This is a genomic window from Frankia sp. AgB1.9 (assembly GCF_016786355.1).
Classification (GTDB): domain Bacteria; phylum Actinomycetota; class Actinomycetes; order Frankiales; family Frankiaceae; genus Pseudofrankia.
On record NZ_JADWYX010000026.1, the window covers coordinates 43,981 to 69,144 of the forward strand.

General features: G+C 71.6%; 25 protein-coding genes. 10 read left to right on the forward strand and 15 right to left on the reverse strand.

Annotated features, from left to right (window positions below; translation table 11 throughout):
• Nucleotides 1–38 precede the first annotated feature (38 nt).
• Genes I6A60_RS12585 through I6A60_RS12595 form a run of 3 tightly spaced genes read right to left on the reverse strand, consistent with a single transcriptional unit; the run spans nucleotide 39 to nucleotide 2,810 of the window.
• A complete protein-coding gene (locus I6A60_RS12585; protein WP_203017887.1) occupies nucleotides 39–944 on the reverse strand; it encodes an ABC transporter permease in 906 nt (301 codons plus the stop codon).
• A complete protein-coding gene (locus I6A60_RS12590; RefSeq protein ID WP_203017885.1) occupies nucleotides 934–1,740 on the reverse strand; it encodes an ABC transporter ATP-binding protein in 807 nt (268 codons plus the stop codon). The genes I6A60_RS12585 and I6A60_RS12590 overlap by 11 nt, the downstream gene beginning before the upstream one ends.
• The gene (locus tag I6A60_RS12595; RefSeq protein ID WP_203017884.1) at nucleotides 1,737–2,810 is read right to left on the reverse strand and encodes an ABC transporter substrate-binding protein; all 1,074 of its coding nucleotides are present in this window, start codon (nucleotides 2,808–2,810) and stop codon (nucleotides 1,737–1,739) included. Before I6A60_RS12595 ends, I6A60_RS12590 begins: the two co-directional genes overlap by 4 nt.
• Nucleotides 2,811–3,156: 346 nt before the next feature.
• On the opposite strand from I6A60_RS12595, the gene I6A60_RS12600 reads away from it, so the two are divergent.
• Nucleotides 3,157–4,131, forward strand: a complete 975-nt coding sequence (locus I6A60_RS12600; RefSeq protein WP_203017880.1) for a TauD/TfdA family dioxygenase — start codon at nucleotides 3,157–3,159, stop codon at nucleotides 4,129–4,131.
• A 13-nt stretch (nucleotides 4,132–4,144) separates the two neighbouring features.
• Here I6A60_RS12600 and I6A60_RS12605 read toward each other — a convergent pair whose 3' ends face one another.
• From I6A60_RS12605 to I6A60_RS12615, 3 genes are all read right to left on the reverse strand, one after another.
• Nucleotides 4,145–5,719 carry an AMP-binding protein gene (locus I6A60_RS12605; RefSeq protein WP_203017871.1) on the reverse strand — a complete coding sequence of 525 codons (1,575 nt, stop codon included), beginning with the start codon at nucleotides 5,717–5,719 and terminating at the stop codon, nucleotides 4,145–4,147.
• Nucleotides 5,720–5,731: 12 nt separating this feature from the next.
• Entirely contained in the window at nucleotides 5,732–6,562 is an 831-nt protein-coding gene (locus tag I6A60_RS12610; RefSeq protein ID WP_238435306.1) for a nitronate monooxygenase, read from the reverse strand.
• 256 nt (nucleotides 6,563–6,818) lie between these two features.
• Nucleotides 6,819–7,568, reverse strand: a complete 750-nt coding sequence (locus I6A60_RS12615) for a DeoR/GlpR family DNA-binding transcription regulator (protein WP_203017867.1) — start codon at nucleotides 7,566–7,568, stop codon at nucleotides 6,819–6,821.
• Nucleotides 7,569–7,617: 49 nt separating this feature from the next.
• Between I6A60_RS12615 and I6A60_RS12620 the strand changes: the two genes are divergently transcribed.
• The 3 genes from I6A60_RS12620 (at nucleotide 7,618) to I6A60_RS12630 (ending at nucleotide 8,993) form a co-directional block, all read left to right on the forward strand.
• The gene (locus I6A60_RS12620; protein WP_203017865.1) at nucleotides 7,618–7,980 is read left to right on the forward strand and encodes a DUF4406 domain-containing protein; all 363 of its coding nucleotides are present in this window, start codon (nucleotides 7,618–7,620) and stop codon (nucleotides 7,978–7,980) included.
• 83 nt (nucleotides 7,981–8,063) lie between these two features.
• Nucleotides 8,064–8,300 (forward strand): helix-turn-helix domain-containing protein, encoded by a 237-nt coding sequence (locus I6A60_RS12625; protein WP_238435307.1) that lies wholly within the window; start codon nucleotides 8,064–8,066, stop codon nucleotides 8,298–8,300.
• Between the two features lie 120 nt (nucleotides 8,301–8,420).
• On the forward strand, nucleotides 8,421–8,993 hold the full coding sequence (locus I6A60_RS12630; RefSeq protein WP_203017863.1) for a hypothetical protein: 573 nt from the start codon (nucleotides 8,421–8,423) through the stop codon (nucleotides 8,991–8,993).
• A gap of 104 nt (nucleotides 8,994–9,097) precedes the next feature.
• Here the strand turns inward: I6A60_RS12630 and I6A60_RS12635 are convergent, their stop codons facing one another.
• Nucleotides 9,098–9,541, reverse strand: coding sequence for a hypothetical protein (locus I6A60_RS12635; protein ID WP_203017861.1), 444 nt, complete (start codon nucleotides 9,539–9,541; stop codon nucleotides 9,098–9,100).
• Between the two features lie 82 nt (nucleotides 9,542–9,623).
• Here I6A60_RS12635 and I6A60_RS12640 point away from each other — a divergent pair, with 82 nt between their 5' ends.
• The gene (locus I6A60_RS12640; RefSeq protein ID WP_203017859.1) at nucleotides 9,624–10,244 is read left to right on the forward strand and encodes a TetR/AcrR family transcriptional regulator; all 621 of its coding nucleotides are present in this window, start codon (nucleotides 9,624–9,626) and stop codon (nucleotides 10,242–10,244) included.
• Nucleotides 10,245–10,334: 90 nt separating this feature from the next.
• Here the strand turns inward: I6A60_RS12640 and I6A60_RS12645 are convergent, their stop codons facing one another.
• The 3 genes from I6A60_RS12645 to I6A60_RS12655 form a co-directional block, all read right to left on the reverse strand.
• Nucleotides 10,335–10,694 carry a hypothetical protein gene (locus tag I6A60_RS12645; RefSeq protein WP_203017857.1) on the reverse strand — a complete coding sequence of 120 codons (360 nt, stop codon included), beginning with the start codon at nucleotides 10,692–10,694 and terminating at the stop codon, nucleotides 10,335–10,337.
• Between the two features lie 402 nt (nucleotides 10,695–11,096).
• Nucleotides 11,097–11,858, reverse strand: a complete 762-nt coding sequence (locus I6A60_RS12650) for a crotonase/enoyl-CoA hydratase family protein (protein WP_203017855.1) — start codon at nucleotides 11,856–11,858, stop codon at nucleotides 11,097–11,099.
• Between the two features lie 148 nt (nucleotides 11,859–12,006).
• Nucleotides 12,007–14,286, reverse strand: coding sequence for an acyl-CoA dehydrogenase (locus I6A60_RS12655; protein ID WP_203042266.1), 2,280 nt, complete (start codon nucleotides 14,284–14,286; stop codon nucleotides 12,007–12,009).
• 263 nt (nucleotides 14,287–14,549) lie between these two features.
• Here I6A60_RS12655 and I6A60_RS12660 point away from each other — a divergent pair, with 263 nt between their 5' ends.
• Nucleotides 14,550–15,545, forward strand: coding sequence for an aromatic ring-hydroxylating dioxygenase subunit alpha (locus tag I6A60_RS12660; RefSeq protein WP_203023063.1), 996 nt, complete (start codon nucleotides 14,550–14,552; stop codon nucleotides 15,543–15,545).
• Complete coding sequence (locus tag I6A60_RS12665) at nucleotides 15,542–16,411, forward strand: enoyl-CoA hydratase-related protein (RefSeq protein WP_203023064.1); 870 nt, start codon at nucleotides 15,542–15,544, stop codon at nucleotides 16,409–16,411. Before I6A60_RS12660 ends, I6A60_RS12665 begins: the two co-directional genes overlap by 4 nt.
• Nucleotides 16,412–16,502: 91 nt before the next feature.
• Here the strand turns inward: I6A60_RS12665 and I6A60_RS12670 are convergent, their stop codons facing one another.
• Nucleotides 16,503–17,522 carry an LLM class F420-dependent oxidoreductase gene (locus tag I6A60_RS12670; RefSeq protein ID WP_203023065.1) on the reverse strand — a complete coding sequence of 340 codons (1,020 nt, stop codon included), beginning with the start codon at nucleotides 17,520–17,522 and terminating at the stop codon, nucleotides 16,503–16,505.
• A 259-nt stretch (nucleotides 17,523–17,781) separates the two neighbouring features.
• Here I6A60_RS12670 and I6A60_RS12675 point away from each other — a divergent pair, with 259 nt between their 5' ends.
• Complete coding sequence (locus I6A60_RS12675; RefSeq protein ID WP_203023066.1) at nucleotides 17,782–18,459, forward strand: TIGR03085 family metal-binding protein; 678 nt, start codon at nucleotides 17,782–17,784, stop codon at nucleotides 18,457–18,459.
• 238 nt (nucleotides 18,460–18,697) lie between these two features.
• Here I6A60_RS12675 and I6A60_RS12680 read toward each other — a convergent pair whose 3' ends face one another.
• On the reverse strand, nucleotides 18,698–19,522 hold the full coding sequence (locus tag I6A60_RS12680) for an SDR family oxidoreductase (RefSeq protein ID WP_203023067.1): 825 nt from the start codon (nucleotides 19,520–19,522) through the stop codon (nucleotides 18,698–18,700).
• 160 nt (nucleotides 19,523–19,682) lie between these two features.
• Between I6A60_RS12680 and I6A60_RS12685 the strand changes: the two genes are divergently transcribed.
• Nucleotides 19,683–20,228, forward strand: coding sequence for a TetR/AcrR family transcriptional regulator (locus tag I6A60_RS12685; protein ID WP_238435309.1), 546 nt, complete (start codon nucleotides 19,683–19,685; stop codon nucleotides 20,226–20,228).
• A 76-nt stretch (nucleotides 20,229–20,304) separates the two neighbouring features.
• Here I6A60_RS12685 and I6A60_RS12690 read toward each other — a convergent pair whose 3' ends face one another.
• Complete coding sequence (locus tag I6A60_RS12690) at nucleotides 20,305–20,592, reverse strand: DUF1330 domain-containing protein (protein ID WP_203023069.1); 288 nt, start codon at nucleotides 20,590–20,592, stop codon at nucleotides 20,305–20,307.
• Nucleotides 20,593–20,836: 244 nt separating this feature from the next.
• Between I6A60_RS12690 and I6A60_RS12695 the strand changes: the two genes are divergently transcribed.
• Nucleotides 20,837–21,559 carry an SDR family NAD(P)-dependent oxidoreductase gene (locus tag I6A60_RS12695; protein ID WP_374113357.1) on the forward strand — a complete coding sequence of 241 codons (723 nt, stop codon included), beginning with the start codon at nucleotides 20,837–20,839 and terminating at the stop codon, nucleotides 21,557–21,559.
• A 42-nt stretch (nucleotides 21,560–21,601) separates the two neighbouring features.
• Here I6A60_RS12695 and I6A60_RS12700 read toward each other — a convergent pair whose 3' ends face one another.
• Nucleotides 21,602–23,914, reverse strand: coding sequence for an Rv1355c family protein (locus I6A60_RS12700; protein ID WP_203023071.1), 2,313 nt, complete (start codon nucleotides 23,912–23,914; stop codon nucleotides 21,602–21,604).
• Complete coding sequence (locus tag I6A60_RS12705) at nucleotides 23,911–24,735, reverse strand: hypothetical protein (RefSeq protein WP_203023072.1); 825 nt, start codon at nucleotides 24,733–24,735, stop codon at nucleotides 23,911–23,913. Before I6A60_RS12705 ends, I6A60_RS12700 begins: the two co-directional genes overlap by 4 nt.
• Nucleotides 24,736–25,164 lie beyond the last annotated feature (429 nt).

The following is a 25,164-nucleotide window of genomic DNA, read 5'->3' on the forward strand; positions in this document are numbered from 1 at the left end:
CCTTTCCGTCAGCGGTCGTGTGCTCAGCGGCCCGTCGGTCAGCGGGTCGTGGGGTCGGCGAAGCGGTGCAGCAGGCGCAGCAGGCCGTCGAAGGCGATGCCGAGCACCGAGATGGCGAGGATGCCGGAAAGGACGAGCGGTGTCTGCAGGTTCACGCCGGCATTGTTGATCAGGTAGCCGAGGCCGCTCGTCGCGGCGATCAGTTCCACCGCCACGATGCTCGTCCACGCGCCCCCCATCGCCAACCGCATGCCGGTGATGATGGACGGCAGCGCGCTGCGCAGCCGGACGGTCAGCAGCGACCACAGCGGCGAGGCGCCGAGGCTGCGGCTCGCCTGCACCAGCTCCTTGGGGACCGCGTCGAGCGCCGACACCGTCGCGATGATCATCACGGGCACCACCCCGATGAGGATCAGGATGAACTTCGGCGTCTCACCGATGCCGAACCACACGATGAACAGCGGGATGAAGGCCAGCGGCGGCAACGGCCGGGTGATCTCGATGATCGGGTCGAGCAGGTGCCGGATGACCCGTACCGAGGCCATGATCCCGCCGATGGCGACGCCCAGGACGACGCCGGCGGCCCAGCCGGCGAGGATGCGCGCCGCGCTGACGAGCGCGTGCTGCCAGAGCGTCTTGCCCTGCACCGCCGGGTACTTCTGGAAGAGGTAGTGCCAGAAGGTACTCACCGTCTTCTGCACCGTCGGCAGGATCACCGGGTCGTCCTTGAGGTAGGACCCGACCTCCCAGACCGCCGCGGCCAGAACCAGGCCGAGCACCCCGTACGCGACCCGGGACCAGGAGAACGTTCGGGCCGGGGCGCGGTCCCCGGCCAGGGTGATCGTTGCCTCCGTCATCGTCCGCGCCGCGAGCTGTGCATCGCCTCCCGGCAGGCCGTGCATCGCCCCGGCGGCCTGGGAACTGGGTGACACCTCAGTGCTCACTTTCGAGCGCCTCCCTTATCTGGCGCTTGAGCCGCACGAACTCCAGGGTCTCCGTGTCGGCGATGCTGCGGGGCCGGGGCAGGTCGATGTCGATGACCGCCCGGGTCCGGCCGGGACTTCCCGACATGACGCAGACCCGGTCGCCGAGCAGAGCCGCCTCCTCGACGTCGTGGGTGACGAACACGATCGTGATCCGGTCCCGTTGCCACAGGTCGAGCAGGAACCGCTGCATCGCGACCCGAGTGATCGCGTCGAGCGCGCCGAACGGCTCGTCCATCAGCAGCAGCCGCGGGCGGTTCACCAGGACCCTGGCGAAGGCCGCCCGGTGCCGCATGCCACCGGAGAGCTCGTGTGGGTAGGCGTCCCGGGCATCGCCGAGGCCCACCGTCTCGAGCAGTTCGACGGCCCGGCCGCGCGTCTCGGCGTCGAGCTCGTGACGGGCTCGCGGCCCGTAGAGCACATTGTCGAGCACGCTGAGCCAGGGGAAAAGCATCGGCGTCTGGAAAAGCACGCCACGGTCGGGACCGGGACCGGTGACCGGCCGCTCGTCGACGAGCACCTCACCGCCGTCCGGGTGGGAGAAGCCGGCGAGCATGTTCAGCAACGTCGACTTGCCACAGCCGGACGGTCCCAGCAGGCACAGGAACTCGCCGGGCGCGACCGCCAGGTCGAACCCGTCGAGCGCGAGGCGCGCGGGCGCCCGGCGCGAGCGTCCGGCGAATTGCTTGCGCACACCGATGATCTCGACGGCGGGTCTGGTGCCGGCGCCCGCCCGCGCCTGCTGGGTGGTGGTCACGACGCGCAGTTGTCCTTCAGGGCCTGCTCGACGTAGCTGGAGTCGAGGTGGGCGGTGATCTGCGCGGCCGTCGGGACGGTCGTCACGCGGCCCTGGTCCTTGAGGAACTGCCCGGTCAGCGCGTAGGCCTTGGCGATCTCACCGTCGGCCAGCGTGCCGCCCGGCTTCTTGAACCAGGACAACTCCTCGCTGGCCGGCACGAAGGGGATGATCTTCGTGGCGGGAATGGCCTGCGAGGCGGGCGAGCCGGTCAGCCCGGAAGCCTTGGTGATGTACGCGTCCGCCTGCGGGCCGGTGCTGATCGCCTGGGCGTGCATGATCTGGCAGACGAACTGCTGCACGACCGGGCGGTTCTTGGCCGCGAAGTCGTCGGTCACGCCCAGCACGTTGAGCGACGGGAAGCCGAGCTTCGCGATCTCCTCGGCCGTCACGACCTGCCGACCCGAGTTGTTGGCCTTCAGGTCGAGAGCCTGGGCGATCTCGACGTAGGCACCGTCGATCCGGCCGGCCTTGAACGCCGCCGCGACCGCCGCCTCGCTCGGGAAGCCGACGACCTTGGTCTTGTCGGTGAGCCCCTGCTTGGACAGCCAGCCGCGGATCTCGAAGTCCTCCGAGGAGCCCTGGAGGTCACCGACGGTCTTGCCGGCGAGGTCGCCGTTGGCCTTGATGTCGGGGCCGACGATCAGCTGCGCGGCGTCGAAGTACTCCGCGTAGATGACCTTGAACTTGGTGTCGTTGGCGATCGCTCCCACCACCGGCGGGTTGCCGACGCCCGAGACGAACGGGAACGCGCCACCGCGCAGCTCGGCGAGGCCCGCGACGCCGGAGTCGATGGGGGTGAGCTTGATCTTCCCGTCGATCTTGCCGGCCAGGTCGGAGTTCCCCGCGACCAGCACCTCCGGACCGACCGTGGCGCTCTGGAAGTACCCGACGCCGAGGGTCGGGTTCGTGCCGGACGAACCCGCGGAGGCCGACGAACCAGCCGAGCCGGACGAGCCAGAGGAGCCGCAGGCGGCGAGGGCCAGCGCTCCGGCGGTGAGCAGGGAGATGCCAAGAAGGGTCTTGCGCATGAAGGGGTATCTCCAGGTTGAGGGAAGCTGAGGCCGCGCACGCGGGCCGGCACGCACCGTCAGGGGCGGCGCGCGCCTGCGGCGAACGATGATCATGCGGCGGACGATGTGGGGGCGATCGGCACTCGATCTGCCGGATCGGGAGCATCTCGGCCGGCGGCTGAGCCGCCGGCCATCAACACATCGTGACGGGACAGCTGGCGCTCGTGACGTGACCGAGATCGACGTGACGCCGACGCGTCCCCCTGAACTCAATCATCACCTTGCACACAATCCAGATCGGAATAGTGGCTGTCAACTGCGCTGTTGGGGAGGAACCGACACCGCGCCGACCGAGGAGAGCGACATGCCAGGCGTCACCGACGACCGACGTCCACCCGCCGCGCCCCGGCCAGCGGCCGCGCGAGCCTCGCGGAACGACGCCGGCACCCGCGGTACCACGGACAGCGCGGCCTGGCGGGCCGAGCGGCTCACCCCCCGGATCGGGGCACGCCTCGACGGCCTGGACCTGCGGACGCTGGCGCGTTCCGGCGGGGCCGAGGAGCTGCGCACGGCCCTTGTCACCCACAAGGTGCTGTTCGTTCCGGATCAGGATCTCGACGCCGACGACCACGTCGCGCTGGGCCGGGCGCTGGGCGAGGTGACGACCTCGCATCCGGTCGTGCCGGGGGCAGACTCACAGCACCCGGAGATCTACGAACTGGACAGCCACGACGGCGGAACATCCGACGTCTGGCACACCGACGTCACGTTCATGGCCCGACCGCCCATGGCGTCGATCCTGCGGGCGGTGCGGTTGCCCGACCTCGGCGGCGCCACGAACTGGGTCGACCTGGAACAGGCCTACGAGTCGCTCTCGCCGTCAGTGCGCGCACTCGCGGACGGGCTGGAGGCCATCCACGACGGGAACCGGGAGTTCGGTGAGTACCTCGCCAACCGCCGCGGCGGCGAGGGCAACGACTGGGACGGAACGCAGGTTCGGACCCTGGTTCCTGTCCGGCACCCCGTCGTGCGGGTGCACCCCGAGACCGGCCGGCGGTCGCTTTTCGTGAATCCTGGCTTCACCGTGCGGATCGCCGGGGTGAGCGACGCCGAGAGCCGGGGGCTGCTCGATATCTTCTTCGCGCACATCACCCGGCCCGAACACCTGGTCCGTCACCACTGGCGGCCCGGCGACGTCGTGCTCTGGGACAACCGCAGCACCGCCCACTACGCCGACCACGACTACGGCGACTTCCAACGGATCATGCACCGCATCACCCTCCGCGGCGACATCCCAGTCGGCCCGAACCTCGCGGAGCGACCTTCCGCTCGAACCTGACCTGAAGCGACGATCACCGCGTCGCGTGCGATGAGGCCGCTTCGGCTCGTTGCTCGGCCCATTGGCGTAGGACGCCCTTGGAGATCTTGTCGAGGGTGGCGCGGGGCAGCTCGTCGACGAGGTAGACGTCGTGGGGAACCTTGAAGTCGGCCAGCTGGGCGCGGCACGCGGCCAGTACCTGGTCGGTCAGCTCGGTGGGCGAGGCGGTGTCGGGCGCGGTGATGAACGCGACGGGGACCTCGCCGCGGAACCGGTCCTGGCGCCCGACGACCGCGGCCGCGGTGACGTCCGTGACCGCGGCGATGACCCGTTCGATCTCGGCCGCGGCGACGTTCTCGCCGCTGACCTTCAGCATGTCCTTGGCCCGGCCGGCGAACTTCAGGCCGCCGGTGGGCGTCAGCGTGACCAGGTCACCCGTGCGGAAGTAGCCGTCGAGAAACGCTTCCGCGGTGGCCTTCGGGTCGCCCAGGTACTCGGCGAACAGCGACAGCCCGCGGACGCCACGGACGAGGAGCTCCCCTGTCTCGCCCGGCGCGACGGGAACGCCGGTCGGGTCGGCGATCCGGAGTTCGTAGGCCGGGGCGGCGCGCCCCATCTCGAGCGGCTCGCCCGGGCTGTCCAGGTTGCCGGCTATCGGGGTGGCGACGACCTCGGTCATTCCCCAGGCACTGAGGAGCCGTAATCCGTAGCGAGCATCGACCTGCGGGTACTCGAAGCCGAAGATCCAGCTGCGGTAGCTGTGGGCCGGCACGGGCTGCTCGGCCAGCAACGTGAAAGGAAGCCCCAACAGGCCGGTGTGGGTGCAGCCGTTGCGGACGGAGACCTCCCAGAACCGGCTCGCCGAGAACTTCGGTACGAGCACCGTCGTCCCGCCGGCCCACAGGGTCGGGAGGAACTGCCAGCACAGCGCATGGGTGTGGAACAGCGGCGCGTAGACGAACTGGACGGCCTCCGAGGACAGCCGCCACGTCGTCGCCCCCAGCTGCCCCGCCCACAACGCGTTCGCGTGGGTGTAGAGCACCGCCTTGGGGCGGGACGTCGTGCCCGAGGTGAGCTGGACGCACAGCGGAGCTCCCGGGTCGGGGGTCCGGGTGGGCGCGTCCGCCGGGTCGCCGAACAGGTCCGGCACCGTGCCCGTGGCCGGGTCCAGCCGCGCGATCCAGCCCAGCCGGGCCGCCGTCGAGCTGTCCGCGAGGCCCAGCCGCGCGTCCGTCACGATGCCGACCGCACCGGTGATCTCGACCGCGTGGGCGAGCTCGTCCTGCGCGTACCGGGTGTTGACGTCGATCGCGACGGCGCCGAGCCGAGCGCACGCGAACCACACCTGCAGGAAGCCGGGACTGTTGTCCAGATGGATGATGACCGCGTCGCCGGGCCCGACGCCGCGAGCGGCCAGGCCGGCGGCAGTGGCCGCGACGTCGTGGGCGAACTCGGCGTAGGTCCAGGTCCGCGGCGCGGCGTCGGCCGGTTCCCAGATCAGCATCAGGTGGTCGGGGCGGCGGCGGACGCGCTCGGCGAGAACGGTCGTCAGGTCCATGCCGACGAACGGGTGCACCGGCGGCAGAGTGGATCCCGCGATTCTCGTCATCGTGAGTACCTCCTAGGCAGGGCGCTGGGCGGGCGGGTTCGCCGGCTGGGTGAGTGCGCGCGATGTCCGGGCGCGGGCGTCGTCCCATTCGCGTTCGGTCTGGTCGACCACCTGGCGGACGGTCGTCACGGCGTCCACTCCTGAGACGGTGTGGCCGGCGCTCCCGTGGGCGGGGAGCAGGCTGGCCTTGACGCCGGTGGGCGACATTCCGACGGTGATGTCGTCGAGCCGCGCGTCGACGACCGCCTGCCGCCACGCGGGCGACGCACCGCCCTCGGCTGTCGCGATGAACCTGGTTCCCATGTATCCGAGGTCGTAGCCGAGGGCGATCGCCGCCCACAGCGCGGCTCCGTCGCTGACACCTCCGGCCAGCACGAGGAGGCCGTCGTAGAAGCGCCGGACGGCGCGGGCGAAGGCGAAGGGGTTGGCCCAGCCGGTGTGGCCGCCGGCGCCGGCGCTGAGCAGGACGAGCCCGTCGGCTCCGGCGGCCAACGCCTTCTCGGCGTGCGCCAGCGACGCGACGTCCGCGACCACGGCGATCCCGGCCTGGCGCAGGTCGGCCACCACCCGGACCGGGCTGCCGACGCTGGTGATGACGAAGTCGACCTGGCGGCGGGCGACGAGGGCGAGGTCGTCGTCCAGTCGCCGGTTCGAGCCGTGCACGATGAGGTTGGCGGCCAACGGCCCCGCTGGCCCGCTGGAAAGCGCGGCCGTGGTGGCCTCGATCTCGTCGAACCATTCGTCGAGCTCCGCGGACGTGCGGCAGTTGCTGGTCGGAAACGCACCGACGATGCCGGCCGCCCGCGCGGCGGCGACCAGCGCGGGAGTCGAGACCTGCGTCATCGGCGCCGCCACCAACGGCAACCGCATCCCGCTCAGGCAGCGCACTGTGCTCCTCCAACCGCGAACCTCGTCTGGCGCGATTAGAATAGCGTTTCAGTCTCCGAGTCGACAGCGAAACAGAGACTGTCACTACATGCGGTGAGCGAGAGTCGGGGGCACCCCCTGGCGTGGAACGATGTTCTTACCAGCGACGCGGGCCAGCAGACGGTCGCTCTGGCGTTCCTCGCCGGTCATGCCGGCGGAGCGGCGGCGGCCACTACGAAGCGTGGATCACCCGCACGTCCAGGGCGCGCACGGTCGGGTTGTCCGGGGCGGCGTCGGTGATGATCCCCGCGACGTCGACCAGGGGCAGCACCGCGAACCGTGACGCCGCGCCGATCTTCTCCGAGCTCGCCAGCACGTAGGTGTCCGCGGCCTGGCGGGCCAGCGCGCGCTTCATCGCGGCCTCGTCCGCGTCACCGGTGGTCAGCCCCACCTCGGGGTGCACGCCGGTCACGCCGAGTAGGAACAGGTCGGCGTGCAGCCCACGCGCGGCCTCCACGGCGGCGGCACCGCAGGCGACCATCGAGTGCTTGAACAGCCGGCCGCCGATCAGATAGACCTCCACGTCCTGGTGGCCGACGAGCGCACTCGCCACGGTCGGGCTGTGCGTCACGACGGTGGCCCGCAGGTCGAGGGGCAGCGCGTGCACGACGGCCAACGTCGTCGTGCCACCGTCGAGGATGGCCGTGCTGCCCGGTTCGATCAGCGCGGCCGCCGCGACGGCCACGCGCTGCTTGCCGGAGACCTCGACCTCCTGGCGCCCGACGTAGTCGACGATCGCGGCCGAGACGGGCAGCGCACCGCCGTAGACCCGCTGGCACAGTCCGGCCGCCGCGAGGTCACGCAGGTCGCGGCGGATGCTGTCCTCCGACAGGCCGAGCTCGGCCGCGAGGTCCTTGGCGACGATCCGGCCGTCCGCGCGCAGGCGCCCGAGGAGAAGATCGCGGCGTTGAGCAGCAAGCATGCACGTTTCCCCTTGTTCTTGCCGACTCATGCACGATATTGTCGGCGGCATGCTGATTCTTATCGCAGGGCCCTACCGATCCGGCACCGGCGACGATCCCGAGGCGATGGCCCGCAACCTGGCCCGCCTGGAGGAGGCCGCCTGGCCGATCTTCCGCAGCGGCCACGTCCCGATGATCGGAGAGTGGGTCGCGCTGCCCGTGCTGCGCGGCGCGGGCGCCACCGGCCCGACCGACCCGGTCGCCGAACAGGTCATGTACCCCACCGCGCAACGCCTGCTCCAGAACTGCGACGCCGTGCTGCGCCTGCCCGGCGAGTCCACCGGCGCCGACCAGGACGTCCAGATCGCCCAGGACCGGGGCCTGCCCGTCTACCGCCGCGTCGAGGACATCCCCGGCTACCAGGCCGCCTAGTGCCACGGCCGACAACGCTGGCCTCGCCCCGAGACCGGCAAGATCTCCGTTTTGGCCCTTACGTGGCTGTAACCGCAACGGTTTTGCGACCACTTGAGGGCCAAAACGGCGATCAAGCCAGCGGGCCGGCACGCGCCTGGCTGACCAACCAACGCCTCAACCAGGCCGAGGAACTGCTCGAGACCACCGACCTGCCGGTCGAGCACATCGCCCACCACGTCGGATACACCAGCAGCGCCGCCCTGCGCGACCAGTTCGTCCAGCGCCGCGGGGTGCCACCCCGGGAATATCGACGCACCTTCCTCGGGCGCCAGCCGTAGGACGCGCAGAAACAACAACCGATGCCGCGCCGGATCAACAGAACCCCGGCCAGGGCGGCACTAGGTTGACGTCAGGGGACCTGCCTGCCGGCGGCACCGACGCGACCCGAGGGGGACGGCGTGCGGGAGCGGAACGCATTCTGGATCGATCATGACTACGACCGGGCGCAGTCCAGCGACACCGGCGGCCGCTACGCCGCGTACGTGGCGGCGAACAGCGATCGGTTCCGCCCGGCCCTCGAGGACATCGCGCCGGTCCGGTTCGCCTGCCTGGCCTGGGAACTCGCGACGCAACCGCGGCTGGACCCCGGATTCGTCCGCTGGCACAGCCGGATCCTCGACGCCTCCTGCCACCGGGGCGAGTGGGACGGCGGGCTGGACGCCCACGTCCGCCTGGTCTCGCCGCGGCCCGGGCAGCTCAGCGCGTCGCGCGCCTGGGAGCACGACCGCGGCTGGCGCGACTGGCCACAGGTCTTCGGCCAGTTCGTGGAACCGTCTTCCGAGAAGACGGCCGCGCATCCCTACCTCCGCGCGGTGCTCCTCGCGCAGACGCCCCTTCCGGTCGCCGAGCTACCCCCGCTCCCAGCCCACGACAAGGACATCCCGCAACACGCCGAGCGTGCCGTGAGCGTCATCGTCCGGGAGCTCAACGACCAGCTGAACCCGATCCTGCGCAGCCTCGACGAGGCCTAGCGCCGGCTCCACGCAGGTCGCCCCAGCGGGGTGATCGCCGTTTGCGCCCTCTCATGGTCGCGAGTAAGGCCCTCAGCGCAACCACCCGAGGGCCAGACTCGCGATCACGGCCTGGGTGACGACACTGGCAGGCCTGGCATCGAGCGGATGATCCGGGCAGCGAGGCAGACGGCCGCCAGGGCCGCGACCAGCGGATGGATCACTCGGTCGCGCATGTCGACCGGGATCGCGCCGATCAGGATCGTGCTGCTGACGGACGCTTCGAGCAGAGTGGCCGCGGCATACGTCAGTCCGATCGCGACGACGCAGAAGAGCCGCCGGCGCGGGAACAGCAGGCCGCCGGCGGCGAGCGCCACCATGGCGAGCTGCCAGACCGAACGCCAGCCCGTCCCGGGCGTCGTCCAGCTGGCTCCGGCTCCGAGAGTGGTCACCGCTCGAACGCCGAAGACCCCGACCACCAGCAGGCAGAACCAGACAGCCGGGGAGCGGAGCGCCCTGCGGCGGCCGGCGGGGGTGGACAGGACCTCTTGGTGCCCGTGCTCGGTCATCGGCGCCTTCCTTCGTGACTCGCGGATCTCCACGGACCGCGCTACTGCCGGCATGGCAGTAGGAAGAACCTATACTGCCACGGTGGCAGTAGATGCGGGAGGGCCCCCGGCGCGCAGGGTGCGGCGAACCCCCACCGTGGCGCGACGGGAGATCCTGGAGGCGGCGCGCGCGGTCCTCGAGGACGGGCAGGCGGCCGACTTCACGGTCGCCTCCGTGATGAGCCGCACCGGGATGACCCGCAAGACCTTCTACGTGCACTTCGCCGACCGGGCCGAGCTGATCCGCGAGCTGGTCGCGCCGTTGCGCGCCGACCTCGACGCCAGCATGCGGCGATGGTCCGGCGCGGCGGACCCGCTGGTCGCCGGGACGGCGGCGCTCGCCGAGGCCGCGCGGATGTACACGACGCACGCGACGCTGCTGCGCGCCGTGTGGTGGTCCGCCGCCGAGGACGCCGAGGTGGATCGGGCCCGCACCACGCTGCTGGAGCCACTGGTAACGGTCGGCGCGAAGCTCCTCGTTGAGCGGCGCGGATTCGACGGCGAACGGGCGCGGGCCGTCGCTCGCGCCCTGGCGATGATGAACGTGCACGTTTTGTTGTCGCTGGGCCCGACGCCCACCGACCCGGAGATCAGCGCGACAACGGACGCCCTGGGCGAGGTCTGGACCAGTGTCGTCCTGCGCGGCGACACATCCTGGCCGTGACCAGATCAGGCCCCTGCAGCAAATAGTCGTGCCGGCTTTGCCTTACGCGAATGCCGGGAACCCGCTGGCAGGTGGCAATGACCGGCATCGCTACCGGTCGGCAGCCCAGTTCTGCCTGCCGCCCGGAGGCCGTGCCCGCTCGCCGACCGTCGCGTCGAGGGCCGCGCGGGGTCTGGGCAGGCGAGTCGGCAGGGTCGCGTCGATTCCCAGGCTGTCCGTGGCGACGACGGCGTCGCGGGAATAGTCGGGCTGGTCGAGCAGGGCCAGGTTGCTGTCCGCCAGAACCACGATCGAGCAGGGCCACCGGCCTCCGCAGCCGGTGCACACCCCGTCGAGGTCCGCATGGGTCCGCATGGCGCGTAACGCCGTGGACCGCAGCCGCTCCAACGAGTTCTCCGGCCAGGAGACAGTCCCGTCCGCGGCCGCGAGCTTCCAAGCGGGCTCGGTCACGCGGAACCTTCCGACACCAGGCCGGCGGACGCGAGGCGGGAGACGCGGGCGGCGTCGAGTGCCGGTCGCCCGCGCAGTGCCGCGCCATGATTGCCGATGCCCATCAGACTCCCCAGGTCAGGTCAACCGGCCGCGTCCGGGCGGGCGCCGTCACGTCATCGGGCCTTCGCCCGGTAACGCGGCCGGTCTGCTCGCGCGTCGCGCACGCTGTCCTCATCATCGAAACAGCCCGCGCGGAGGTCGCGAACAGGTACCCCCCAACGATCACCGCCCCGCCCCGGCGCCGTCATTCTCCCGACTGGGAGGATTTCACTCGTCCCACACTGACGACCTCGCCCGTGGAAACACCGCCGCGGTACTGGCCGGAACGCAAAGAGCCAGGAACCGTGTCCGGGCGCCCGCCTACCGACCGGTCCAGACTGGCGGCCGCCGTTCGGCGAACGCGACGGCGCCTTCCCTGGCGTCGTCGCTGCCGAAGATCGGGCCGATCAGCTTGTGGAAGCGGTTCAGCTCCTCAGGGTCGGTTCCGCCGCCGACCGTGCGCATCTGCTCCTTGGTGAACCGCACCGCGAGCGGGGCGTTGGCGGCGATCCGCTCGGCCAGCTTCAGGGCCTCGGCGCGCACCTCGGACGCCGGGACGACGCGGTTGACCAGCCCGAGCTCGTAGGCCCGGGCCGCGTCGACCGGGTCACCGGTCAGGCCCAGTTCCAGTGCGAGCGCGAGCGGCAGCCGGCGCGGCAGGTTCAGGATGCCACCACCCGCCGCGACCAGGCCCCGCTTCACCTCCGGCAGCCCGAAGCGGGCGCTGTCCGCGGCCACCACCAGGTCACAGGCCAGCAGCAGCTCGAACCCGCCCGCGACGGCGGGGCCGTTCGCCGCGCCGATGATCGGTTTCGGGTACAGCCGCTGGGTGAAGACCTCCAGGCCTGGACCGCTCTCGGCGAGCTGGGTGCCGCTCGACGCGAAGGCCTTCAGGTCCAGGCCGGCGCAGAACACGTCACCGGCACCGGTCAGCACGATCGCGGCGACCGTGTCGTCGCCCTCGGCGTCGGAGAGAGCCCGGCCGACGCCGGCCATCGTCGCGCCGTCCAGAGCGTTGCGCTGCTCGGGGCGGTTGAGCGTGACGATCAGCACGGCGCCCTGCTGCTCGACGAGGACAGTCACGAGTTCTCTCCTTCAGCGCTGCGCACGCCGCACGGCCGCCTTCGCGGCCACGCGGCACGGGCACGGCGTCGCCGACCCAGCCCTTTCTATACCTCTAGATATTTCAGGTCCAGCGGTTCATCATCACTGGATGGGTCTCGGCTCCCGGTCAGGCCTGGGACCGGGTGCCCTGGCGCGTCTTGGGGAGGCCGAGGCGCTGTTCGGCGACCAGGTTGCGGGCGATCTCGGTGGTGCCGCCCTGGATGGTCACGACGCACGAGTGGCGGGCGGCCCGTTCGATCTCGCCGTCGGCGGCGGACGCGACGACGCCGCCCGTGGCCGACGCCCGCAGGATGCCGCCCAGGCCCGCGACGTCCTGCAGCTCGCGGCTGGCCCGCTGGTAGGCCGTCGAGGCGAACAGCTTCGCGATGGTGCCGGCGACCGCGGGAGACTGGCCGGCGACGTTCAGCCAGGCGGTCCACTGGGTGAGCAGGAACGCGGCCTCGGCGTCGGCACGGGCCCGCGCGATCGCCGTCAGCACGGCCGGGTCGTCGCCCGGCCGTTCTCCGTCCAGCCAGCTTCCCGCCGGGCCTGGAACCCGGGCCCAGGCCGTCACCGCGGCGAGCAGCGGCTCCAGCATCGCGGTGCTGCCCATGACGCCGCGTTCCAGGCTCAGCCCGACGGCCATGACCCGCCAGCCCCCGTCCACCTCGCCGATCCGGCAGGAGTCCGGGACGATCACGTCGTCGTAGAAGACCACGTTGGTCCGCTCGTCGGCGATCGTGTGGATCGGCTGGATCGTGATCCCCGGGGTGTCCATCGGCACCAGGAACATCGTCAGGCCACGGTGCTTGGGCACGTCGGGGTTGGTGCGGGTCAGCAGCAGGCAGTGCGCGGCGGTGTGCGCCAGCGTGGTCCACATCTTCTGGCCGTCGATCCGCCAGGCCGACCGCGCGTCGTCCACGGGCACGGCCCGGGTGCGCGCGGACGCGACGTCCGAGCCCGCGCCCGGCTCCGAGTAGCCGAGCACCGCCGTCGCCTCGCCGGCCAGCAGCCGAGGCAGCACCTCGGCCCGCAGCGCCGGGCTCCCGAGCTGGTCCAGCACCCCGGCGACGATCATGGTGGTGCCGATCCCGTGGTACGGGGCGTCGGCGAGCTCCAGCTCCCGGAACAGGGCGCCCAGCTCGAAGGGATCCCTGGCGGCGCGCTCCCCCGGCGCCGACGCGGCGAGCCAGCCACGCTCGGCCAGCGCCCGGTGCAGCGCGGGCACGTGCACGGTGCCGGTCCGGCGGGCCTGTGCGCGGACCTCGTCGGTGAGCCAGGACCGCGTGAAGGCCCGCACCTCGGCGGCGAACGCCGCGACGGCAGGGCTGTGGGCGAAGCCGGGCCCGCCGTCGGCCTGGGCCGCCGCCGCGGTGGGCGCCACGTCGTCGCCGGCCTGGTTGTCGACGAGGTCGCGGCCCAGCTCCCTGGCCAGGGCGCGCGGGGCGCCGGCCAGCGCCGGATAGGCGCGGGCGCGGCGGAAGTACAGCTGGGCGTCGTGCTCGACGGCGACCCCGAGCCCACCGTGGTACTGCACCGCGCGCTCGGCGGACTGCCGGGCGGCGTCGGTGGCGAACAGCGCCGCCATGAACGCGAGCTGGCGACCGTCGGCCCCGGTCACCGACCGCTGCCCGCTCTCCAGGCTCCAGGCCGCCTCCCGGGCCAGCAGCGCGGAGGCGTCGACGAGTCCCGGCAGGTCGGCGAGGCCGTGCTGGACGCCTTGGAAGGAGCCGACTGGCACCCCGAACTGGACCCGCTCCTTCACCCACCGGGTCGCGAGACCGAGCGCGCCGTCCGCGAGACCGGCCAGCCAGCCGGCCACCAGGACCAACCACTCCGCCCGCGCCCGCGCGAAGGCCGTCACGGCTTCTTCCCCGCCGAGCACCACGGCACCCGCCAGGTCGCGGTCGGCGACGGGCAGGTCCCCCTGATTGGCCGTCGCGGCCGGCGGCTCACCGCGCTTCGCGACCACCTGCCCGTCGACGACCGCCAGCACCAGGCCGGCGACCGCACCCGCTGGAACCGCCACGCCGAGACCGGCGCGCACCCGGGTAGCCAGCGTCGCGACCAGCTCACCCGCGACGACGGCCGGCAGGTCGGGATGACCCGGCGCCACGGCGGCGAGCAGCCGCGCCGCCGCGACGTGCTCGGCGAACGGCACTGGCGCCAGCCCGCGGCCCAGCTCGACCGCGGCGATCACCGACGCGTGCAGGCCGGCGCCGCCGCCGTCGTGCTCCACGCCGACCGCCAGGCCGGGCAGCCCGGCCGCGCAAAGCTCGGCCCAGAGCTTCGGGTCATACCCCAGCGGCTCGGCGGCCCGCGCGGCCGCGAGGCCCGGATGGCGAGCAAGGACGGCCTCGACCAGGTCCCGCGCCGCGGCGGACGCCTCATCCAACGACAGGTCCATCAGTCTCTCCCGAGGTCGGCCGCCTGCCGGGCGACGGATCCGGCGCCATCCGTCCGACTGGACGCTCGGCGCTTAAGATCTTTATATATATTATCCACACAGGGCGCCGCCCCGGCGAGATCCGCAGGTCAGCCCACGTGCCCGTCTGCCCCTGCCGAGGAGCACATGACCGGTCCAGCTCGCTCGTGCCAGGTCGTGACGTCCTTGCCACCCCTCCGAGCGGGTGTTAGATAAATCTAGAGCTTTTAGCGAGGGGAAGTCGGATGAAGGTTCCGTTCACCTGGAAGCCCACCGGCTGGTTCATGGTCGGCTGGTCGGGCGAGTTCGCCACCGGGGCGGTCCGGTCGCTGCGGTACTTCGGCGAGGAGCTGGTCGCCTACCGGGACGACGACGGCGAGCTTCACGTGATGCAGGCCCACTGTCGGCACCTGGGCGCGCACCTCGGGCACGGCGGCAAGGTCAACGGCGACTGCATCGAGTGCCCGTTCCACGGCTGGGGCTGGGGACCGGACGGCCGGAACCGCTACATCCCCTACCAGGACAAGCCCAACCGCGCCGCCCAGCTGCGGGTCTACCCGGTCCGTGAGCAGTACGGCTGCGTGTTCGTCTGGCACCAGCCCCAGGGCGCGGAGCCCGGCTGGGAGATGCCCGATATTTTTCGGATCTTCCCCCAGTACGAGACCGACCCGGGCGCCTACTACCCGCCCTACCCAGCCATGTCGCGCAAGATGGAACGCGAACCGGTCCACCCGCAGATCCCGGGCGAGAACGCCGCGGACAGCATGCACTTCCGCTACGTCCACCACGCCACCGTCACACCGGTCCTGGTCGACTGGCAGGCCGACGACCACGGCTGGCTGTTCGAGACCGGCTGGCCCGACAAGCGCAGCGACGACCCCGCCGCGATGGCGCTGAACATCCACAGCTACCTGTTCGGCCTCGGCGGCGCGATCAGCGCCTTCGACGGCACGACCAACTACCGCCTGATCTTCGCGACCACGCCCGTCGAGGACGGCTGCTCGGACATGTTCTACTCGATCTGGTGGCCCCGCCTCCCCGGCGACGAGTCCGACACCCCGCCGCCCGACGTCCTCGAACGCATCGAGAAGGAGTTCCTCTCCACCCTCGACGACGACCTCGAGATCTGGCGCTACCAGGACTACATCGACCACCCCGTGCTCGCCATCCAGGACGCGAAGCCCTACATGGCCTACCGCCGCTGGGCCACCCAGTTCTACGAGCTCCCGCCCAGCGCATGACGGCGGCTTCCGCGTTCGAGGATGTCCGCCTGGAGATCGAGGATCCCGTCGCGGTCGTCACGATCGATCGGCCCGGGAGCATGAACGCCTTCCGGGGGCAGACGCTGCGGGAGCTTCGGGAGGCGTTCTCGCTCGCGGAGCAGGATCGCCGAGTGGTCGGGATCGTGCTGACCGGCGCGGGCGACCGGGCCTTCTCGGCCGGCCTCGACGTCTCCGTCCTGCAGGCCCAGGTCAGTGGAGGCCCTGACGCCGCGCGGCGGCCAGCGGACGAGGGGGGCTGGGGCGGGCCGTTCCCCGGCTCCCCTGCCATGGCGGACATGGCGCGGATGCTGACCTGGCCGCTGGCGATCCGTAAGCCGGTGATCGCGGCGGTGAACGGGGTGTGCGCCGGCGGGGCGTTCCTGCTGGCCGCGGCCTGCGACCTGCGGTTCGCCGCCGACACCGCGGGGTTCACGACGGTGTACTCCCGTCGCGGCCTGATCGCGGAGCAGGGCGTCAGCTGGCTGCTTCCACGCCTCATCGGGCCGGCGCACGCCCTTGACCTGCTGTGGACGTCCCGCGTCGTCCCCGCGCGGGAGGCGCTGGCCATCGGCCTCGCGCAGCGCGTCGTCCCGCCAGAAGGCCTGCTGGACGAGTGCCGCGCGTACATCGCGCAGCTAGCCCGGGTCGCGTCGCCGTTCTCGATGATGGCGTCGAAGCAGCTGGTCTACCAGCACCTCCAGCAGGCCCTGGCGGAGGCGGTCGACCAGGCTGACGCGCTGATGCACGAGTCGTTCGAACGCGCCGACCCCGTGGAAGGTGCGTTGTCCTTCTTCGAGCGCCGCGACCCGAAGTTCCAGCGTCTGGACGTGCACCGAGCCGACTGACCCGGCAGCGCGTGGCCTCACGGCCTCGGCTGCCTGCTCGTCGGTGGGCCGCGGTGACCAGTCGAACCTCGCCGTTCCGGCCCGAGGCCGGCTACCCGGCGCGCGGCCCGCGCACCGCCTCCAACACGGCCGCGACTGTCTCCGCGGGCGTGCCCTCCGGAAGGCTGAACATGAGCCGGTCGACCACGCCCTCGAAGCGTTCCCGGACGCGGTCGGCGAGCGTGTCGAGTGGCCCGACGACGGCGAAGGCGTCGAGGACCTCGTCGTCGATCAGCTTGCCCATCGCCGCCCACTCCCCCCGCAGCGACAGCGCCCGCAGCTCGGTCTGCAGCTCGCCCCAGCCGTGCAGGTCGAGCACACCCCGGTACGCGGGGGTCGAGCCGTAGAAGGCGATCCGCTGGCGCATCGCGTCGGCGGTGACCTCGACCTCGGCCGCCGTGCGCCCGGTCGCCACGAAGGCCGGGTAGCAGACCTGGATGTCACCGCGGCCCCGGCCGGCTCGGGTGAGACCGTCCGCCAGCGCCGGAAGGGTCACCTCCTGGAGGTACCGGCGGGTGGTGAAGGCATGGGTGTGCATGCCGTCCGCCACCTCGCCGCACATCCGGGTCATCGCCGTCCCGACCGCGGCCACGAAGACCCTCGGCTGGCCGTAGGCGTGCGGCTCGGGGACGAAGGTCGGCGTCATGAGCGTGTGCGTGAAGAACTCACCCTCGAACCGCAGCGGCGTCCCGTCCTGCCAGGACGTCCAGATCGCCCGCAGGGCCAGGATGAACTCCCGCATCCGGCTGACCGGCTGGCCCCACGGCATGCCGAACCGCTTCTCGATGTGCGGGCGAACCTGCGAGCCGAGGCCCAGGACGAACCTGCCCCCGGAATACGACTGCAGGTCCCAGCCGAGCTGCGCGACGGACATCGGGTTACGCGCGAACGCCACCGCGATGCAGGTCCCGATCTCCAGGCGCGACGTGTGCTCCGCGGCAAGCACGAGCGGCAGGAAGGGATCATGGTTCACCTCGCCGCACCACGCGCCGTCGTACCCCTGCCGCTCCAGCGCGGCCGCTGTGGCCGGCACCCGCGCGAGCACGGATGGCAGCCCGCCGTCGATTCTCATGACGCCCGACTCTAGCCGCGACGCCCCGAAAAATTTAGATGTATCGACCCGTCGGGGCGAGCGGTGGGCGTCACGGACCGCCCCCTCGCTTGCGTTCGTCGCCGATGACGCAATAAAATTGCGTGCAATACGACGTTCGTCGGCCTGACCTAGCGGACGCCCGCCAGAGCCCGATCCGCGGTGGGTCAGGGTGCCCGAGCGGTCCGGACCAGGTCCGCCCCGTCGATTTCGATCAAGCGAAGCCAGGAGGCCACGCTCCATGCTGCCGAATGACCACAAGGGAGCTGCCCCTGAGGGCGCCGTCGCCGCGCCCGGCCGCGAGACCGGGTACGCCCGCGCGGAGCGTGCGTCCCTGGCGGATCTGCTGTCCGAGGCCGGTCCGGACCGGCCGACGTTGTGTACCGGATGGACGACGCACGACCTCGTGGCCCACCTCGTCACCCGCGAACGCGTGCCCTACGCGGCGCCCGGCCTCGTGGTTCCCGCGTTGCACGGGGTCACCGAGCGCGCCGAGCGAGCGACCGGTCAGGCGCACTCCTTCCCGGACCTGGTCGAGATGTTCCGCTCAGGTCCGCCTCGCTGGAATCCGGCCCGGATTCGCCGATTCGACGACGCCACCAACACGAACGAGTTCTACGTCCACTACGCCGACGTCGACCGGGCCAGGCCAGGCTTCACCTCGCGAGAGGTCGATCCCGCCATACGCACCAGGATCTGGTCGGCGTTGCGGCTGCTGGCCCGCTCCGGATATCGCGGGACGGACGCCGAGATAGTCGCCGAGCGCACCGACACCCACGAGCGGCGCGTCCTCCGGCGGGGCGGGCCGACCGTCGTCATAGCCGGGCTCCCCGAGGAGCTGCTGCTACACGCCTTCGGCCGACGCTCGGTCGCGCAGGTCGAGCTACGAGGCGACCCGACGGCAGTCGCCACGTTCTGACGCCGCCGACCCTTGAGGGCGTAGGCCCGGTCCTCCTACACGGGGTGAGCGACGTACGTCGTCGGCACCAGCCTGGGCCCGCGCCACTTTCGCGGGTGGTTCCCGTGATCGCTGTTTCGGCCCTCCGGTGGTCGTTACTGGGGCTTTTTCACAGCCACCAGAGGGCGAAAACGGCGATCAAGGTGACGGACGGACCTCGGGCGCCGCGGACGCCTGGGACGACACCGGCTGGCGATCGCTAGCCGAGGGCGCCGGTCAGGATGGCGGCGACCGAGCCGCCGTCGACGAGCAGGTCGATGCCGGAGATGAAGCTGGCGGCGGGACTGAGCAGGAACGCGGCCGCGGCGGCGATGTCGTCGGGGGTGCCGAGCCGCTTGGCGTTGGAGGCGTCGATCATCATGCGCATGATGGCGCCGTTCTCGCTGGCGAGCTCGGCGGCGCCCATCGGGGTGGCGATGATGCCGGGGCTGATGGAGTTGATCCGCGCGCCGCGCCCGGCCCAGGTGGTGCTGGCCGCCTGCACGCGGACCTGGTTGGCACGTTTGGCGAAGCCATAGGCCTGGCCGCTGTCGGAGAACAGTTCGAGGCTGGTGGCCGGGAGCGTGAGCAGTTCGGCCGCCGGGGTGGTGGCGAGCTGGCGGGCGACGTCCGGCGGCAGGGGCGGCGTCAGGTGCCCGGCCATGCTGGAGATGACGACGCCGGCCCCGCCCGGCGCGACGACGTCCGCGAACTCCTCCAGCACCAACGCGACCCCGAGCAGGTCCACCGCCAGGACCGCGGCCACTGGAGCCTGCACGGGAGAAAGCCCGGCCGTGTGCGCGACCGACCGCACCGGCCCCAACGATCCGGCCTGCTTGGCGAACGCCACGACGGACTCGGGCGAGGACACGTCGACCACGGCCGTGGCCACGGCGTGACCCTCGGCCTCCAGCCTCTCGGCGGCCGACGCCAGGATCGCCTCGTCGAAATCGGCGATCAGAAGCTGGGCGCCGGAGCCGATCCGGCGGGCGATCGCCAGGCCCATCCCACCGACACCGATCACCACAGCGACATCGCGTTCCATGATCCGCCTTCTTCAGGGTGCGGCCGACCACCTGTCCGCCCATTGGACGTCAGATGTCGATTATTAGACGTATGTCGGTCAGTATCCTGATGAGGTGGCTGCCCGGCAACCCCTCGATCGCCGGTCCCGCCGGTCGCGCGCGGCGATGGAAGGCGCGTTGATGAGGCTCGTCGGCGAGCGGGATCTGGCCCAGATCACGGTCTCCGACGTCACCACCCTGGCCGACGTCAACCGCACCACGTTCTACCTGCACTACAGCGACGTACACGACCTGGCCGCGAGCGCCTGCACCGCGATGTTCGACGAGATGATCTCCGCGTCGCCGGTGCTGATGCCCGACGACTCACCCGACGAGCACCGTCTCGCCCGGGAGGCGCTGGCGGGGGTGCTCGCGCACGTCGGCGAACGCGCCGACCTCTACCGGGCACTCCTCGGCGAGGACGGAAGCGCCAGGGTCATCAACTACCTGCTCCAACGGCTCACGATTGCCGTCCACGTCAATCTCACCGAACCTGACGCCGAAACCCACGCCAACGACCCGGCCAGCCTCCCCGACGACCCCGCCGCCGCGGTGCTGGCCGGCGCCCTCCTCGGCCTCGTGATCGACTGGCTACGCCGCGGCTGCCCGGAGACCCCCGAACAGCTCACGGCCAGCGTCTGGCCCCACCTCGCCAGGACCGCGGCGGCGGTCCTTCCCCCCAGCTAGGTCGGAACTCGAACCCGGTGCGCGGCCGCGGACGGCGTGGGCCAACACGGCGCGATCTTTCCCCAGCGCGGAGCCGCTACGCGCCCGCCACGATGCGCAGGTCACGGATGGCGCCGCCGTCGAGCGCGGCGAGGGCCTCCTGGTAGGCGGCGCTGTCGTGGGCGGCCAGGGCAGCCTCGACCGACTCGAACTCGATGAGCACCGTGCGGGTCGCCTCCCCGGCCTCGAAGGTGTGGGCGGGAAGGCCTCGGGCCAGGAACCTGCCGCCGCCGGCGCGCAGAGCCGGGCCGGCCAGCTCCACGTACGCGGCGACCTTGCGCTCGTCGACGATTTCCTTGAACACGTTGATCCAGTAGGCGCTCACCCCGCCATCCTGCCCGTGGACGGCCGGCCGTGGGGGGCCAGGCCGTCGCGGTGCTGGTCACCGTCGCCGCGACCGTCCGCGATCGCGGGGCGGATGCCATCGTCACGCGGTCGAACGCGAGATCGCGCGTGCCCCGCATCGGAGCCAGACACGCAACTAAAGGTTGCTCATGTCGGCAACGGCGGGTACGTTGATGTGCAACCACTGGTTGCACATGACGGACGGGGCTCGATAACTCATGACGATGACCATCAAGGGCAAGGCGGTCCTGGTGACCGGCGCGAACCGCGGCCTCGGCCAGGCACTGGTCGAGGACGCGCTCCGGCGGGAGGCGGCGCGGGTGTACGCGGCCACCCGTCAGCCCATGACCCACCGCGACCCGCGCGTCACGCCACTCTTCCTGGACGTGACCGACACGGCGCAGATCCAGGCGGCCGTGAAGGTCGTCGAATCCCTCGACGTCCTCATCAACAACGCCGGCCTCTCGGTCCTCGACGACCTCGGCGATCCCGCCGCGATCGAGCAGCATCTCGCCGTCAACCTCTTCGGCACCTACGGCGTGACCCAGGCGTTCCTGCCGCTGCTGACGCGTTCGCGGGGAGCCATCGTCAACGTCCTGTCGCTCGCGGCCCTCGCCACGGTGCCGATCACCCCGGCCTATGCGATCTCCAAGGCGGCCGCCTTCTCCCTGTCACAGTCGCTGCGCGCGCTGCTGGCCGGGCGGGTGACCGTGCACGCCGCCCTGCCCGGCCCGATCGACACCGACATGATCCGTGGCTGGGACATCCCGAAGGCCGCGCCGGAGTCCGTCGCGCGCGCCATCCTCGACGGCGTGGAGAACGGTGACGAGGAGATCTTCCCCGATCCCATGTCGGCGGCCGTGGCCGAGGGCTGGCGCGGCGGCGCGGTCAAGGCGCTCGAACGCCAGAACGCGGCGGCCGTCCAGGCGATGTCCGTCGGAGCCTGATCCAAGGCGGCCGAGCGGGGTCAGCGTCCGGCCGAGGCCTCCTCAGCCGGAGACGATGGTGAGGATGTCGTCAAGGGGGCGGCGCAGTGACCGCGCCGTCGGTGGTCCGGCCCGGCCGACGCGGAAGAGGAACACCTCGGCCTGGTCGGGGCGCGTGTCGAAGAGCTTGCCGAACCTGCCGCGCAGCTCACGCAGCTCGTTCTGGGTGCGGTCGGCCAGCCCCGCGCCGTGGCCCCGTTCCAGCCGGGCGAACAGGTAGGGCAGCCCAGTCAGCGGCTGGAACGAGAGGCCGTGGGCACTCGCGGTCAGCCAGGTGCGTTGGAGGGCCTGGCCGCCGCGCAGATAGCTGTGCCGCCCGGTGCCGGGGACGGTGATGAGCCCGACCGCCGAGGCCGAGCCGACGAGCTGGCGGCCGCCGTCCTCCAGGCCGCGGCCGCCGGTGAGCCGGCCGATCGCCTCCATGATCCGCCAATGCTGGCTCAGGCGCAGCGCGGCGCGTTCGGCGGCGTTGTACTCGAGGGTCGCCACGTCGAGGCCGTGCGGCTGGGCGCGGACCTCGTCGGGCGTCCAGCGGAAGGCGTGGCTGATGTCGTGGTGCAGGTTCTGGTCGAGCAGGGCGACCCGATCTCCGGCACCGATGAGCGCCGCCAGGTCGTCGAGATCCGCCGGCTCCCGCAGCAGCCGCAGCTGGGCGTCCACGCCGGCGCCGGCGCAGCCGGCCAGCAGCGCGGCGGCGTCGGCGTCGGCCAGCGGCACGCGTGGGTCTCGGCGGCGGTTGGTGACCCGGGCCGTCACCTGGGCCAGCAGCGGGTCCGTCTCGCCGGGGTGGCCCGGGGTGAGCCGGATGGCGGCGACGAGGCCGGGATCGGACGGGTCCGGCCAGGGCTGGACCAGCGGATCGAGGCCGAGATGGCGCGCGGCCAGCCGGACGTTCTCGATCAGCGCCCCGAAGGCCACCCAGGTGCCGCCGAGCTCGAAGTCGAGGATGGGCAGGTCCCGGCTCGGGTCGTGGCGGCATTCGAGGGTGCTATCCCGGGCCCACCAGCGCAGCGTCCAGGGCTGGTTGTTGTGGCCGGAGGGCGCCGCCGTCCCGAGCGCGGCGATCCAGCGGATGGCGGCCGGAGCGAGGTTCCGCGCGTCCTCCCGGTCCGGTTGTGGGGGAAGCGGCAACAGCCGGCGGGCCTCCGGCGCCACCTCGAAGGCCGGCGGCGGATCGACCGGCTCCCGCAGCGCGCCACGGTCGTCGGCGACGAGGTCCGCGGGGTCGACGTAGTAGCGGCCGGACGCGGTGAACTCGCCGAGCAGGATCCGCCGCGCGGCGTCGGCCACCAGGGCGCCGCCGAGCGCGACGCCGGACGCCAGCTGCGGCCAGCCGCCGATCGTCCGCTCCACCTCGGGAAGCGACACCGCCATCCTGGTGCTGATCTGGCGCTCGTCGACGATCGCGAGCACGATCGGCACCTTCTCCAGGGCCGTCATGCCACGCAGGCTCGCGGCGCTCACGTCACCGACCAGGCCGTGCAGCACGGCGCGATCCGGCTCCAGGTCGAACCGTTCGACGTCGAGCAGCCCGCGGTCGCTGGTGTCCATGACGACGGGAATGCGGTGGGCGCGGGCCCGCTCCCGGGCCAGCAGCTTCACGCCCAGGTCGTCGCATTCCTCGACGACGAGGTCGAGACGCCCGCCCCCGACGAGGTAGTCGTCCACCGTCTCGGGCTGCACGCCGTCGCGGTGCAGTTCGATCTCCAGCCACGGGTCGATCTCGAACAGCTCACGCGCCGCCAGCACGGTCTTCTCGACCCCGAGGTCGTGGACCGCGCCGCGCAGCCGGTTCAGGTTCGACAGGCCGAGCTGGTCGAAGTCGGCGAGCCGGAACATCCCGCCGATGCCCTCCAGGGCCATCGTGATCGCGGCCATGTTCCCGACCGACAGACCGATGACGCCGATCCGCCGGGTCGCCAGGCTCGCCTGCTCCGCCGACGTGATCTTGTAACGGTTGCGGTCCGCGCGGACCTGGCGGAACTCCTCCCGCGTCAGCAGGTGCACCAGCCGGCCGCTCCAGGGGTAGAACACCCAGGTGCCGTGCAGACGCGGATCCCGGCCGGCGAGATGCTCCTCGACGCGCCGGTCCAGCTCGGCGGCCGGCAGCCTGCGCGGGTCACGCACCGCCATCAGCTCGCGCAACTGCTCCGCGATCGTGTCGTGGACGTGCAGCACCGCTCCGGTGGCGAACAGGCGCTGAAGCTCCGCCGCCTGGCCGTCGTCCGCGAGGTCGAACAGCAGCGGCCGCCAGGAGTCGCCGTCGGCGGCCCGGTCGGGCGACTGGGCGAGAACGGCCAGGATGTCGTCCTTCATGGCCGCCCTCCGGACCGCACGCCGGTCACCAGGTCGCGCGGACCCTCCGTCGCGGCGTTCGCGGAGTTCCCAGCCCGGTGCAGGAGATCGCCGATCAGGACGGAGAACGCCACCACGACGGGCTCAAGGTCCGCGCGCACCGACATCGTTTCCGCGGTGGCGACGCAGAGGGTGTCCAGAAGCTCCGGTGCCGGCCGCCGGCCGAACTCGTCCCGGATCTGCCAGCCCACGTCCGCCACCATCCTGTCCTGGCTGCGCCCGGTTCCGACCGTGGACCAGAGCAGGCGGTGACCCGTCACCCTGCCGAGGCCGAAGGCCGCCAGGCACATCGCCGTCGCCACACCGGTCCGTCGCCAGGCGGGTGCCACGACGAGCCGGCCCGGTTCCAGCACATCCGCCGGCGCGTAGCCCCGCTCGGCGAGGAGCCGCTCGGCGAGCGCCGGGTCCCAGTCCAGCACCCGGCTGTCGGGGAGCAGCCGCACGGGGGCACCCCGCAGACAGGCGGCGATCGCGTCGTCCTCCAGCGTGCGCAGCACGAGGTGATAGCCGAGCTCGTCGTGCGGATCCGGATCGAGCAACAGTCCCTCGGACCGCCGGAAAGCCGGCCGCAGACCGTTCTCCCAGATAACCGCGCCACGGAAACGCTGGAGCGCCGGAATCCATTCGCGACCCTCGGCCACAGCCCCGACTGCCGTGCGGACTTCCAGTCGCAGACCGAGCCGAGCGAGCCCGTCCTCGATTCCGTGCTGGGTGAGGTGTTGGACGACGGCCGCGGTGCGCGGCACGCGGATCGTCTGGCCGGCATCCACCTCCAGAATCACAGCGATGATCCGGCCGGACGGTGCGGGATGTCGAGGCCACGGTGGCTGAAAGGCACGTCACTCTCCATGGACGGGTATCAGCGACTGGAGTACTTCGAAACGTCGACTCGCAGCACGCGACAAAATAACCGCTACTCGGATACGGACATCGACAGCATCACTACGCGCGGTAAATCGCGGTCGCACGCCGGATTGACGACGGAAGACAATCCCATGAACCACGACGTCGGCCAGTCTGATATCCAGCCCCAGAGCCGCGTAAATCAGGACAGACAAGGGTGAATTGGCGTCACGGCCACGAATATCAGGGAAATGCGCTGCCGACGTCCGTCGGGCCCACGCGTCCAGGCCGAGGACCGCGGTCATCCATGATCATCTGACGCCACGCCGCGCAGCAAACGCGCAGGTCAGACCCCGGGGCGGGTACGG